General features: G+C 60.9%; 12 protein-coding genes and 3 pseudogenes. 10 read left to right on the top strand and 5 right to left on the bottom strand.

What is annotated here, in order from left to right:
- Position 1 precedes the first annotated feature (1 nt).
- From ABK249_RS04360 to ABK249_RS04350, 3 genes are read left to right on the top strand one after another with little or no spacing between them, the layout of a single operon-like run.
- Positions 2-1687: a N,N-dimethylformamidase beta subunit family domain-containing protein gene (locus tag ABK249_RS04360; protein WP_227703594.1), complete on the top strand. Its 1686-nt coding sequence runs from the start codon at positions 2-4 to the stop codon at positions 1685-1687.
- 37 nt (positions 1688-1724) lie between these two features.
- Positions 1725-2591 carry a transketolase gene (locus ABK249_RS04355; RefSeq protein ID WP_227703593.1) on the top strand — a complete coding sequence of 289 codons (867 nt, stop codon included), beginning with the start codon at positions 1725-1727 and terminating at the stop codon, positions 2589-2591.
- Positions 2588-3577 carry a transketolase family protein gene (locus tag ABK249_RS04350; protein WP_227703592.1) on the top strand — a complete coding sequence of 330 codons (990 nt, stop codon included), beginning with the start codon at positions 2588-2590 and terminating at the stop codon, positions 3575-3577. Before ABK249_RS04355 ends, ABK249_RS04350 begins: the two co-directional genes overlap by 4 nt.
- A gap of 23 nt (positions 3578-3600) precedes the next feature.
- Here the strand turns inward: ABK249_RS04350 and ABK249_RS04345 are convergent, their stop codons facing one another.
- Positions 3601-4335, bottom strand: a complete 735-nt coding sequence (locus tag ABK249_RS04345; protein WP_227703591.1) for a GntR family transcriptional regulator — start codon at positions 4333-4335, stop codon at positions 3601-3603.
- Positions 4336-4669: 334 nt separating this feature from the next.
- Between ABK249_RS04345 and ABK249_RS04340 the strand changes: the two genes are divergently transcribed.
- Both ABK249_RS04340 and ABK249_RS04335 read left to right on the top strand, forming a co-directional pair.
- The gene (locus tag ABK249_RS04340) at positions 4670-5908 is read left to right on the top strand and encodes an aminotransferase class III-fold pyridoxal phosphate-dependent enzyme (RefSeq protein ID WP_227703590.1); all 1239 of its coding nucleotides are present in this window, start codon (positions 4670-4672) and stop codon (positions 5906-5908) included.
- A gap of 631 nt (positions 5909-6539) precedes the next feature.
- Positions 6540-7730: pseudogene (locus ABK249_RS04335) on the top strand (DNA polymerase ligase N-terminal domain-containing protein); the annotation flags it as partial.
- An 86-nt stretch (positions 7731-7816) separates the two neighbouring features.
- On the opposite strand, the gene ABK249_RS04330 reads toward ABK249_RS04335, so the two are convergent.
- Positions 7817-8488 carry a hypothetical protein gene (locus ABK249_RS04330; RefSeq protein ID WP_227703589.1) on the bottom strand — a complete coding sequence of 224 codons (672 nt, stop codon included), beginning with the start codon at positions 8486-8488 and terminating at the stop codon, positions 7817-7819.
- A complete protein-coding gene (locus ABK249_RS04325) occupies positions 8485-9063 on the bottom strand; it encodes a TetR/AcrR family transcriptional regulator (RefSeq protein ID WP_348862330.1) in 579 nt (192 codons plus the stop codon). Before ABK249_RS04325 ends, ABK249_RS04330 begins: the two co-directional genes overlap by 4 nt.
- Positions 9064-9085: 22 nt before the next feature.
- Between ABK249_RS04325 and ABK249_RS04320 the strand changes: the two genes are divergently transcribed.
- Positions 9086-9511 carry a nuclear transport factor 2 family protein gene (locus ABK249_RS04320; RefSeq protein WP_320443049.1) on the top strand — a complete coding sequence of 142 codons (426 nt, stop codon included), beginning with the start codon at positions 9086-9088 and terminating at the stop codon, positions 9509-9511.
- Here the strand turns inward: ABK249_RS04320 and ABK249_RS04315 are convergent.
- Positions 9487-9708, bottom strand: coding sequence for a hypothetical protein (locus ABK249_RS04315; RefSeq protein ID WP_227705275.1), 222 nt, complete (start codon positions 9706-9708; stop codon positions 9487-9489). The two genes, ABK249_RS04320 and ABK249_RS04315, sit on opposite strands and share 25 nt — an antisense overlap.
- Here ABK249_RS04315 and ABK249_RS04310 point away from each other — a divergent pair.
- A pseudogene (locus ABK249_RS04310) lies at positions 9643-10007 on the top strand (nuclear transport factor 2 family protein). The gene ABK249_RS04315 and the pseudogene ABK249_RS04310 overlap by 66 nt on opposite strands.
- A 98-nt stretch (positions 10008-10105) precedes the next feature.
- The gene (locus tag ABK249_RS04305) at positions 10106-10384 is read left to right on the top strand and encodes a putative quinol monooxygenase (protein WP_227705177.1); all 279 of its coding nucleotides are present in this window, start codon (positions 10106-10108) and stop codon (positions 10382-10384) included.
- Positions 10385-10473: 89 nt separating this feature from the next.
- On the opposite strand, the pseudogene ABK249_RS04300 reads toward ABK249_RS04305, so the two are convergent.
- Positions 10474-10670, bottom strand: a pseudogene (locus tag ABK249_RS04300) (MBL fold metallo-hydrolase); the annotation flags it as partial.
- A gap of 333 nt (positions 10671-11003) precedes the next feature.
- Between ABK249_RS04300 and ABK249_RS04295 the strand changes: the two are divergent.
- Both ABK249_RS04295 and ABK249_RS04290 read left to right on the top strand, forming a co-directional pair.
- Positions 11004-11993 carry an ABC transporter ATP-binding protein gene (locus ABK249_RS04295; RefSeq protein WP_227703587.1) on the top strand — a complete coding sequence of 330 codons (990 nt, stop codon included), beginning with the start codon at positions 11004-11006 and terminating at the stop codon, positions 11991-11993.
- Positions 11990-12784: an ABC transporter permease gene (locus tag ABK249_RS04290; RefSeq protein WP_227703586.1), complete on the top strand. Its 795-nt coding sequence runs from the start codon at positions 11990-11992 to the stop codon at positions 12782-12784. Before ABK249_RS04295 ends, ABK249_RS04290 begins: the two co-directional genes overlap by 4 nt.
- The last annotated feature ends 1 nt before the right edge of the window (position 12785 follow it).

The following is a 12785-nucleotide window of genomic DNA, read 5'->3' as shown; positions in this document are numbered from 1 at the left end:
CATGGCAGACAACACGTTCCAATCCCCTGAATTCGGCACCGTCAATCTCGGCCAGCGCAAGACGCGGCCGATGTTCGCCGACGAGCATTGGCAGAGCCAGCCCTGGTATGAGACGCCGCGCGAGGACCCTGCCGTCCCCGAGGTTTATACCTATACCAACGACATTTCCTATAATCCGGGCGACGAGGTGGTGTTCCACTCGACATCCACGGCGAAGAGCTGGAGCCTGCAGATCTACCGGGACGGATACCTGCCGGAAATGCTGCACGAGGCCGAGATCGAGGGCGTATTCACGCCGACGCCTAAGGATGCTTACAAGAACGGCTGCAAATGGCCGGTGAGCCATCGCTTCACGCTGCCGATCGATCTGCGTTCCGGTTTCTACCGCGTGGTTTCCTCCTGCGAACGCGCCGACGGCACCCGCTTTGTGCAGCATCACTTCTTCGTCGTACGCCCCACCGAAAAGACCCGCCGGGCAAAAATCCTGATGATACTGCCGACTGGCACCTGGACGGCCTATAACGATTTCGGCGGTGCCAACCATTATTTCGGCGTCGAGGGCGAGGATGGCTGCCAGCCCTCCGGCGTGCTGTCGCTGGAGCGGCCGTGGACCCGCGGCATCGTCTGGCTGCCGGCCGGGGCACCGCGCATCTGCGCGGATCCCGGCCCGGAAATGGGTGATGCGCCGCGCTATCCGATGAAGGAATGGGCCTTCGCCAACGGGTTCGGCCAATATTACGCGGCCGCCGGCTGGGCGCAGTTCGATCGCCATTTCGCTGTGTGGGCAGAGAAGGAAGGCTTCGAACTCGACATCATCACCCAGACCGACCTCCATTACCGGCCTGAATTGCTTGACGCTTATCCCTGCCTGACGATCATTGGCCATGACGAGTACTGGACTTGGGAAATGCGCAAGGCAATCGAAAGCTATATCGAAAAGGGCGGCAGGCTCGCCCGGTTCGGCGCCAATTTTCTCTGGCAGATTCGGCTGGAGGACGACGGCAAGCGGCAGGTCTGCTACAAATTCAAAGCGATCCACAAGGATCCGGTCGTCGGCACCGACAGGGCCAACCGGCTGACCACCGCCTGGGAAGACAGGAACGTTCGCTGGCCAGGCGCCTCCACTGTCGGCGTCAACGGTGCGCACGGCATGTATGCTTCCTGGGGCGGTTTCGCGCCGAACGGCCAGAAGGGTTTTACCGTCTACCGTCCAATGCACTGGGCGTTCGAAGGCACGGGCCTGCATTACGCCGATATCTTCGGAGACAAGCAGCGCATCTTCGCCTACGAGGTTGACGGTCTCGATTACACCTTCCGCCATGGTCTGCCCTTTCCGGTCGAAGTTGAAGGCCAGCCGGAAAGCATCGAGATCCTTGCAATGGCGCCGGCCGTTCTTGCCGAGGACGAACCGCAGGGCGATGGTTTTCGCTACTATGTACGTGGCACCGACCACGAAGGGCTCGTGCAATGCGTCGAGGGCGAGGTGACCCCGCAAGGGCTGGCCAAGTACAAATACGGTTCCGGCATGATGGTGCATATGATCAGGGGCAAGGGCGAGGTAATCACTGCTGCTACCTGTGAATGGGTCATGGGCCTGAAGCGCGGCGATCCTTTCACCCAGCGCATTACCCGCAACATTCTGGACCGGTTCACGGTCGGCTGGAGTAATAAGCGGGGGCACAGATGACAACTCGATTGAACGATGATCTGGGAGGGCCGCGCCGATGACCAGCGCCATCACCAGGGAGCGGCAGCCCGCTCCGCGCATCCGCGATGCCCTGGAGCTTGTGCGCATAGCCCGGTCGTTGCGTCGCGACACCATCAATCTGGTGGCGCCGACGGGCCAGGGCTATGTGCAGCAGGGGCTTGGTGCGGCCGATCTCTTCGCCGTGCTTTACTTCGCGGAGCTGCGGCTTGATCCGAGCGATCCTCATTGGACAGATCGTGACCGCTTCCTACTTTCCACCGCCCACAACACGGCGATCTTCTATGCGACGCTTGCCGCGCGCGGCATGGTCGATGCCGCCGCGGTCGCCGATTACTGCAAGGACGGTTCGGTGTTCGAGGTCAATGCTTCGGAACGCATCGGAACGCCCGTCGAGGCGACGCTCGGCTCATTGGGGCAGGGGCTGTCCGTCGGCATCGGCATGGCGCTTACTGCCCGCCGCCGCGGGTCGTCGGCCCGTATCTATGTCTTGCTGGGCGATGGTGAATTACAGGAGGGTCAACTCTGGGAAGCCGCCCTTTTTGCCGGCAGCGCCGGGCTCTCCAATCTCTGCCTGATCGTTGACGACAATCGCATGCAGGTCGAGGGCCATATCGACAAGGTCGTCTCCGTCGCGCCGATCGCCGAGAAGTTTTCCGCCTTCGGCTGGGTGGCGGAGGAGATTGACGGTCATGATATTCTGGCACTGCTCGCGGCGCTCGACCGTGCCCGCGAACGCGACAAGCCAACCTGCCTGGTTGCCGCGACGCTGGCCGGCAAGGGCGTTCCCTCGCTCGAAGGCATTCTTGCCCATAACCTGAAACTGCCGCCAGACGTCGCCGCCGAGGCGCTTGCAGCGCTTGGCGATGCGGAGGAGGCGAAATGAGCGAGAAACAATCCCTCGAAGTTCTCGATTTCAACGCCCGGAGTTCCGCGGCGGCGAGCGCCGTCAAGCACTACGGCGAGGCGCTGTTGGAAGCGGCCAAGCGCGACGAACGTATCGTGTGCCTCACCGCCGACCTGACGCTGCCGACCGAGACCGACCTGTTCCGCGACGGGATACCGGAACGCTTCCATCAGGTCGGCATTGCCGAGGCGAACATGATCGGCATTGCCGGCGGCATGGCGCGCGGCGGCGAAATTCCCTTCGTTCATAGTTTCTGCGTGTTCGCGACACGACGCTGCTACGATCAGGTGGCGATGCAGATCGCCTATCCGCGCGCCAATGTAAAAGTGGTCGGCGTCATTCCTGGACTCACGACTTTGCTCGGCGTTTCCCATCAGGCAATCGACGACATGGCGCTGATGAGGGCGTTGCCGAACATGGTGGTGATCGAGCCAAGCGGACCCGCGCAGGTACGCGCCGCGGTCGCCGCCATAGCGGCATATGACGGACCTGTCTATCTGCGCCTGAAGCGCGCCGACGGTGCCGAGAAGGCCGCGGAAGCGGCTTCCGATTTCAAGATCGGCGAGATGCGGGTGCTGCGGTGGGGCACAGGCGGCCTGATCGTCGCCTGTGGCATGATGGTGGATATCGCGTGCGATGCGGCTGATCGTTTGGCCGGCGTGGGCGTCGATGTGACGGTGGTCGACATGGCGACGATCAAGCCGCTTGATCCTGCTCTTGTCGACCTCGCGCGAAAAATGCCGCTGATCGTCACGGCGGAAAACCATTCGATCATTGGCGGCTTGGGCAGTGCCGTTGCCGAACTGCTGATGGAAAACGACGTCCATGTGAAATTCCGCCGTGTCGGCGTGCGCGACACGTTTGCCGAGGGAGGCACCACTTCCTACCTGTTCGAGAAATATGGTCTCTCGGCCGGAGCGCTTGCGGCAACCGTCCGCGAAGCGGCGAAGAGCGCGGCATCATGACCGCCCGTGCTCAATCTTGCCTCTCAGGCCGCCCCTCCGGCGGTCGGCGGTGTCATGAAACGTGTGCCGCCGGATTTTTCGAGCAGGCGCACGAGGTTCTGTCCGCCTTCCATCATGTCGGCCTGGATCGACTCGCGCACCTTGTCCGGCCGGCGCTGGCGCAAGTATTTCAGCACCGAAAGGTGCTGATGCTCGTTCGGATAGGTCGGCGGCGCGCTCGGATAATGGAAGTTCAAGAGCGGCCCGTTGCGCATCCAGATATCGTCGAGGATCGCCAAGACCTCGGGCAGCTCGGAGCCTTCGTAGAGGCCACGATGAAACTGCCAGTTGGCGCGCACGGCATCCGACCAGCGCTGCTGCTGCTCGGCGCTGATAAGTTCTTCATGGATCGCTTCCATGTGGTCGATATCGGCCTCGGAAACGCGCGTGGTCGCGTGCTCGGCGGCAAGGCCTTCCAGGAACAAGCGTACGGTGCGCAGCTCGATATATTGCTTGGCCGTCATGTGCGACACCATTATCGAGCGTCCTGCCTGCATTTCCAGCGCCCGGCCACGTACCAGTTGCATCAGCGCCTCGCGGATCGGCGTTTCGGACACGTTCATGGTTGTCGCGAGATCGCGGATCTTGAAGCGGTGGCCCGGCCAGAAGCGCCCCTCCATCAGTGCTTGGCGGAGATTGTTGTAGACCAGCCCTGTAAGGCTGTCGCGGGCAACGGGGCCGACCCCGTTATCACCAATCATCTGGTCAAATTCGGCCATGTTCAATCCTCGAAAGGGGTGCTTTACCGGCATGGATCCGCACAAAGCCCCGAAACTCAATTATATATAATATAGGAGAGCGCAGTGCAGTGCGATAGCCCGGCAATGCGAAATGCTGCAAAATCAACATATATATGCGCAATCTCACGTCGTCGTCCATGCCCGACCCCGACAACTGTGACGCAAAATGATTGCTGTGCCAGGACGTCGCAAGATCGGATTTAATGCCGCCCTTATCCTGAAAATCTGGGCCGGCCAGCGCATACGACACAGAGTCATGCTTGCTTTCCAGATAAAATATATGATATATCGAAATCATAATGGAGAATTTCCCATGTCGGATTTAATCAATGCCCGGGATGCTGCGTTGCGCGCGCGTGCTGAAAAAGTTGTGCCGAGCGGAATGTGGGGTCATCTCCATGCCGTTAAGCTGCCGGAAGCCTATCCGCAGTTTTTTGCCCGGGGTGAAGGCGGCGTCGTCTGGGATGTCGACGGCAATCGCTATGTCGATTTCATGTGCAGCTGGGGTCCGAACCTACTCGGCCATCATCATCCGGAAGTCGAGGAAGCCGCTGAGCGTCAGCGCCGTTTGGGTGATTGCCTCAACGGTCCCGGCGAAGTGATGGTGGAACTTGCGGAGATGCTGGTCGATACCATCGCTCATGCTGATTGGGCACTGTTCCAGAAGAACGGAACGGATGCGACGACGACCTGCGTGACCGTGGCACGCGCGGCTACGGCTAAGCGCAAGGTCCTCGTGGCCAAGGGTGCCTATCACGGTGCGGTCCCTTGGTGCTCCCCGTCGCTGGTCGGTGTTACGGCGGAGGATCGTGCGCATCTGATATATTATATTTTCAACGATATTGAATCGCTTGAAAATGCGGTCAAAGAGGCCGGCGACGATATGGCGGCCATCGTCGTCTCGGCCTATCGCCATGATCTAGGTTTCGATCAGGAACTGCCGACTGAGGATTTTGCCAAGGCGGCCCGCCGTCTCGCTGACAGTAAGAATGCAGCCCTGATCCTCGACGAGGTCCGCGCCGGCTTCCGTCTGTATACGGCCGGCAGTTGGGAGCCGCTCGGCGTGCGTCCGGATCTCTCCGCCTGGAGCAAGGCGATCGCGAACGGTTATGCGCTTTCCGCCGTCACCGGCAGCGACTGGTTGCGCAAGGCCGCATCCCAGGTCTTCGTCACAGGCTCGTTCTGGGCCGGCGCCGTGGCCATGGCGGCGGCACTGGCGACGCTGAAGGTCGTGCGCCGCGACGACGTCCCGGCCAAGGTCAGCTATCTCGGCCAGATGCTGCGCGATGGTCTCGAAACCCGATCGCGCCAGTTCGGCGTCTCGATCCGCCAGTCCGGCCCGGCGCAGATGCCGACTGTGTTGTTCGACGATGATGCAGATTTTGCCAAGGGTTCAGCCTTCTGCAGGGCCGCTCTTGCCAAGGGCGTCTATTTCCATCCAAAGCACAACATGTTCCTGTGTGCTTCCCATACAGAAGCCGATATCGCCGAGGCGCTGGTGGCGGCAGAACACGGATTTGCAGCAGTATCGGCCTCGGGGGATTCATCCTAAGTGCAAGGCTTACAATCGTGTTGATGTCTCGGGAGGACGCGGGACACGGCACACTTCAAGAACGCTTCGCCGGCGTTGCGCCTCGTCGCCGGCCGCGGTCGCGCCAAAGCCGTAGCCGCGGAATCGGCGACCGGAAGTTGGGAGGAGTTCTAGAGCAATTCCAGCAAATGCATGAAGCAATTGCCGCCTTCGGATGCCAGTCATCCGGAGGCGTTTCCGCTACCAGCAAGCCCTCCCACAGTTCGACGATTGCGATGTATTCCCGGCCGTCGTCGATCGGCGCTCCATGAGTGCGCACTTGCGCGAAAACCCGCTCGGCGATCGATCTGCGGGTTTGTTCCGTCGCCGTTCCCAATGACCCAAGTCGCTTATTAGTCATGACTGGATTAGCAATCCGTTTGCGAACCCGCACTTGAAATCGACAGTGTCGACCACATCTATTGCTCACCTCCCGTATCGACGGCCTCCTGCTCGACGACCTGTCGTCGGCGTTCGAGTCCGTCCGGGATCGGAAGAAGGGCGCTCCCCCACCGGGTTGAGCGCCCTTTCTGTTCCCGAAGCCGTTAGCGCTAGCCATGGAACCTGAAGCTCCCGCGCCGCATTCCGCTTGTTTGCCCTGTCGAGAACAGCCATGGCCAGCGACAAGCTTTCGACCTGCCGATCCAAGCGCGACTTCCAGAAGACTGCCGAGCCGAGTGGGAAGACGCAGATCGCCCACAGCAACCGGCGACGCTTTGTCATCCAAAAACGCGATGCGACCCGACTGCATTATGACCTGCGCCTCGAGCTCGAGGGCGTCTTCAAGTCTTGGGCGGTCACCAAAGGACCGTCGCTCGATCCCCATGACAAGCGGCTGGCGGTCGAGGTCAAGGACCATCCACTCGACTACGGCGACATTGAAGGCACCATTCCGAAAGGCCAATATGGCGGCGGGACCGTGATGCTCTGGGATCGTGGCTATTGAGAGCCGGAGGGCAAGGAGAGTACCGAACACGCCCTGACGAAAGGCGATTTCAAGTTCACGTTGGAAGGAAAATGCCTGCATGGCAGTTTCGTGCTGGTGCGGATGCGCAAGGATCGCGAGCGCAGCAAGCGCACCAATTGGCTGCTGATCAAACACCACGACGAGTTTTCCGTCGCCGAAAACGGCGCCGCAATCCTGGAGGAGAACGATACGTCCGTCGCCTCCGGTCGCGCGATGGAGATGATCGCTGCCGGCAGGGGGCGCAAACCCAAGCCGTTCATGGTCGAAGGCGGACATGTCCGGGCCGATGCGGTCTGGGACAGCAACCAAGGTCTCGCCGCGGCCGAACGGAAAGCTGCCGCTCGCGGTGACGACGAGGCCGACACGGTTACTTCGGTCGATCTTCCCGATTTCATCCCCCCGCAGCTTTGCCAAACGTTGGAGCGTCCACCGGTGGGTGCCGGGTGGATCCACGAAATCAAAATCGATGGCTACCGGATCCAGACGCGTGTCCTCGATGGTGATGCGGCGCTGAAGATTCACAAGGGGCTCGACTGGACGGCCAAATATCCCGAAATCGCCGAAGCGGCCTTCGCGCTTCCCGATTGCATCGTCGATGGCGAAATCTGCACCCTCGATGAAAATGGCGCGCCGGATTTCGCGGCCCTGCAGGCCGCACTCTCGGAAGGCAAGACCGACAACCTCGTCGATTTCGCTTTTGACCTCCTCTATGGCGGCGGTGAGGATGTGCGATCCCAGCCGCTCGTCGAAAGAAAAGCTCGATTGCAGGTACTGCTTGCCGATGCCGGAAACGATCCCCGTATCCGTTTCGTCGAGCATTTCGAGACAGGGGGCGATGAGTTCCGGCCCACGCGGCCACCTCGCTCCCCGTTTGGCCTGCCTTCCCACCGAACCGCCGCCGCTCCGATGTCCTGGGTCGTTATTCAGCGTTTTTCATCACTCAGCATGTGATCTGCCAGGCTATAGCAGTGGCTCGCCTGATAGGCGTTCCGGCCCCGATTCATGTGCGTCAGGTTGAACGTCCGGATGGCCAGCAACGCTCGAGGCTCCGCGAGGAATTTGCCGATCGAGGAGAAGCCGCGAACCCTGATGCCGAAAATGTCGTCGCCTCGCGGGAAGAAATAGCTAACATCCTCCGGCATCACGACGCAGCGCTCAAGAAAAGCTTCGTCCACTTGGTCGTGATCGAGCGAATGGTCGGTGGTGAAATTGGAAAGATGCACCACGAAAAGCGCGCGGACGCCCGCGCCGTCCGCATAGAGCGAGAAAAGCTCCATCCAGCTCGCATTGATGCGAACGAGCGCCTTGCCCGGAGTCGACGGCAGACAAGAAACCGACCAGTAGTGCCGTTCGGTCCGGCAGGGGATCGGGATACAGTCGCGGCCGTAACGCCTGAGAATCTCCAGAACCTCTGGCGCCTGCGGTCGGCCGAGCAGCTTCTCAAACCGGACGAGATATTTGAAGCGCAGTTCCAGTGACTCCGAACGCTCGTCGGCGTCGCGCAGGGTCGTCTTGCCCTCCATCCAATCGCGCTGCCGCTGGAGATCCAACAATTGGCTCAGACCGGTGCTGCTTGGTCGGCGAGCGGCGTTCATCGGCGGTCCAGCAGTCTCGTCACCGCCTCGCAGACAAGGGCGGGGACGCTTTCAGTGTCATCCAGATAGGCACTTTCCAGCAGGCCGTCCGAAAGCGCGACGAGGAGGGACGCGGTGACGGAAGGAGCGGGATCGCCGTCTTCTGCGAGAAGGTTCTCGAGGCTGTTGTGATACCAAATGCGGCGCGCATTGATCGCCTGCCGCACAGGGCTGGCTGGATCGGGATATTCGGCCGCCGCGTTGAGAAATGGACACCCCCGCCAGCCTCCCGCGGTCACAGCCTCGCTGATGCGCCCCATGATAGCCAGGATCATTTTCCGAGGAGGTTGCTTGTGAAGGGAGGCCACTGCCGCCCGGCCGAGCCGGTCTATCTCTTCGAGATAGGCGACGACGAGGTCATCCTTCGAGGGAAAGTGATTGTAGAAGGTCGCCTTGGCCACGCCGGCTTCTGCGATGATGCGGTCTATGCCGACAGCATGGATGCCCCCCTCGTAGAAAAGTCGCATCGCGGTGTCCAGCAGACGACGGCGCGCGGGCCCGGCTTCAGGTGGGGTTTCAGATGTACGTTGCTTCATTGGTTGACTTTAACAGACAGGTCTGTACAGTGCAAGAAGTAGACAGACCTTTCTGTATAGGAGAGATATTATACAGCCCCGAGAGACAGCCGAAGTCATCCGTCGGTTCAACCAGGCGTTTGAGGAACACGATCCTGTGATCTTCGAAGACCTGATCGCACCGGATTGCGTCATGGAGTCGATCCAGCCGGCGCCGGACGGCACGCGCTATGCAGGCTACGACGTTAACCTGGCGTTCTGGCAGGCCATGGCGGCCGACCGCGTCAACCGCTTCGAGGTAGAAGAGACTTTTGTCATGGGCGATCGCGCCAATATCCGCTGGCGCTTCCATTTCGGCGACGGCGGCTCGGTGCGCGGGGTCAGCCTGATCCGTGTCCGCAACGGCCGGATCGTCGAGGCCCTGGCCTATGCCAAAACCCCCGGTCAATCGGCGCCCTTGCCGGAGTAACCCGCTGCCAGAACGACAAGACAGGCGAGAGCCGCAAGCATCGTCGTTTTTCTTTGTTCAATCGCAGCCCCTTCATCATCGACCACTCGCTCGGGATGGACGACGGTTTCATCACGCAACGAGGTGAGAACATGACCAGTGACACCAAAATTACCCGCGACATCGTGGAACGCTTCCACAACGCATTTGAGAAGCATCGCCCCGAAGACCTCGATGATTTGGTCGGCGAGGGCTGTATTCTCGAAATACGGCCCCGGCCCCGGATGGAGCGCGCTACGAAGGGCGTGAGGCTTGCCTCACTTTCTGGAAGAGCGTGGCGTCGTCCGCCAATCTTGTCTTCAAAGCTGAGGAAATCTCCGCGATGGGCGACCGCGGGATCATCCGCTGGCAGCTTCGCTGGAGCGAGCGCGAAGCGGACCGGGTTCGAGGCGTCAACCTCATGCGGGTTCAGGACGGAAAGATCGTCGAGGGTCTGGGATACGTGAAGGGAGGCTGACGTTCCGATCGCGAACCGACGATCCTCACGGGTCGCTATCCCAGACCATGCACGGCGGCGTGCCGCCGGAATAGGGCGCCAGCCGAAGGAGCAGACCCATCATCATAGCCGGTTACACCCGCACCGACGCTGAGAAGCGGAACGGCCTCGTGGAGGCCTTCAAGGGCATGGTCGAACGCGCGAGAGCGCACGACGGCTGTCTCGACTTCTCCATAAGCGCGGACGCGGTCGATCCGGAGCGCGTCAATCTTTTCGAATGCTGGCGCGACCAGACCACGCTGGACGCCTGGCGCAGGGTCGCAAAGGGGCCGCGCGGGAAACCTCGGAAGGTCGCCGTAAGTCTCTACCGCACCGACAAGGCCGAAAAGCCGTTCTGAGGACGAGCCCATCGTGCCAAGAAAACCGCGTCGGTTGATCCTTGGTCCATTACAAGTCCCATACTTGCTTGCCGTAGGCGTCAAAACTGTCAGTTGGCGGGCACCCAGGCGTAGGCACCATCGGTCTTGAGCACCCGGCCGAGACCGGGGACGGAAAGTGGAAGCCGAGTACGGGAATGCGCTCGGCGGTCGCCCGGTCGAAGATGCGACGACGGGAGGCAAGGCCAGGCACGATCTCGGCACCGGCTTCGTAGAGCTCGACATCGTTCATGACCGGCTCGCGGCTAAGGGGTTACAACTGGCCTAGCTTAAACCATGAAGTGATTAAATCTTGGGCGGTGCAAGCGGTCGATGCGGCTTGCCAACTCGACGACCCTCTTTGCGGACATATCGGCGGGCCACATGGGGCTGTTCAAGCCGGCTACGATGGGAGCGGCGCCTTTTTGTCAGCGCGTATTGGTCCTTTTTACCAGTGTAGATCTCGTGTGAAGCCACAGCTTTGCCCATTCCTGATGGGAATGGGATCCATCAGAAGATGTGTCGGGCGAATCAGCTGAGAGTCGCATAAGTTTCATGCGGTTCCTCTAAGGGGAGCGCCTTTACGTTCAGGGTCTCCGCTATGGCTTCGATTATCTCTGCCGAAAACGTGTCAAAGACCTTTCAGCAGCGCGTGTCCCAGCCGGGCATGCTCGGTGCCGTGCGCGGTTTCATCGCTCCGATCAAAAGACCGGTTCCGGCGGTGGATGATATCACATTCTCCATCGCAGCCGGTGAGGCGGTCGGATATCTCGGCCCAAACGGGGCGGGCAAGTCCACCATGATCAAGATGCTGACCGGTATTCTTGCGCCATCCGCCGGCACGGTGACAGTGCTCGGCCGACATCCGCAGGCGGAACGGGTCGCCAATGCGCGTCAGATCGGTGTCGTCTTCGGTCAACGTACGCAGCTTTGGTGGGAACTGCCGCTCTTTGAGAGTTTCGAGTTGCATCGGCGCATGTATCGCATGCCGGCGGACCTCTTCGCCCGCAACCGAACCGATCTCACCGAGATGATGGGACTTTCGCCCTTTCTCGATCGCCCCGTGCGGCATCTGAGCCTTGGCCAGCGCATGCGTGCAGAGATCGCCATGGCGCTGATGCATGATCCCAGGATCCTCTTCCTCGACGAGCCGACCATCGGGCTCGACGTGGTGGCGAAGGATGTGGTGCGCAAGTTCCTCTCGCGCATCAACCGCGAACGCGGCACGACGATCATCCTCACGACCCATGATCTGCAAGATATCGAGGAGATTTGCCCGCGTCTTATCATGGTGGACGAGGGGCGGCTGTTATTTGACGGCGCAATCGGTGAGCTTCGCTCCCGCTTCGGCGCGCGCCGCCGCCTGACGCTGGAATTTGTAAGCGAACCGGGTCGCGTACGCGTTGTGGGCGCGGAGCTTGTCGGCGGGGAGGGGCGTGTTCGCGAACTCCTGATTGCCGATGATGGACGCTCTCTCATCGAGCTGTTGGCAGCCCTTGAGGCCGACGTAGACCTGCGCGACGTGCGTCTGCACGAGCCTGGCATCGAGGAGATCATCCGCACGCATTATCAGGCGAGGGCTGCGGCATGAGCGCCTTCCTCGCCCTCATCCGGGCCGCCTTCCAGCGCGAAGTCGAGCACCGGGCCAAGATGCTCGTTCGTATCCTCGGGAGCCTCGTGGAGATCGTTGCACGTGTTTCGATCTGGCAGGCGGTTTTTAGCGGACACGGCTCGATGAACGGTATCACGCTTTCCCAGATGGTTACCTATGCGCTGATCGGCGGCACGATCCTGTCCAGCTGGGATGCCACGATGATCGTGCGCGATGTCGGCACAACGATCCGCACCGGAGCGATAGGCGCGACGCTGCTGCGTCCGGTGGGCTATCCCCTTATGCTGCTCGCCGAGCAGCTAGGCGCGCGCTTCTTTGACTGGTTGCTGATTTCGCTGCCGGTGATCGCCATCATGGGGTTCTGCTACGGACTGCAATTGCCTGCGAGCTTCGGTCACGGCATTCTCTTTGTCGGTTTTCTGTTTGTCTCGCTTGCCGTGCTGATGCTGACGGGCATCCTGCTCGGTTTGTTTTCATTCTGGATTTTCGATGCTCATTCTCTCGAATGGTTCATGCGCGGCGCCTTGGCCACGCTCTCCGGTGGGCTCGTGCCCATTTGGTTCTTTCCGACCGGCCTGGCAACGGTAGCGCATGTTCTGCCCTTTTCCTGGATCACCTATCATCCGATGGCGGTCTATCTAGGAGCGCGCGATCTTGCCTCTTCCGCTCTTTACCTCGTCGCTGGTGGCGGATGGGTGATGGCCCTCGGCCTTGCCGTTGCCTTTGTCTGGTCGCGAGCCTGCGGACAGGTCGTGGTGCAGGGGGGCTGAG

The sequence above is a fragment of the Neorhizobium phenanthreniclasticum genome, assembly GCF_040066075.1.
Lineage (GTDB): Bacteria > Pseudomonadota > Alphaproteobacteria > Rhizobiales > Rhizobiaceae > Neorhizobium > Neorhizobium petrolearium.
Note: the sequence above shows the minus strand (reverse complement) of the source record. Positions and strands in the feature narration are given on the sequence as shown.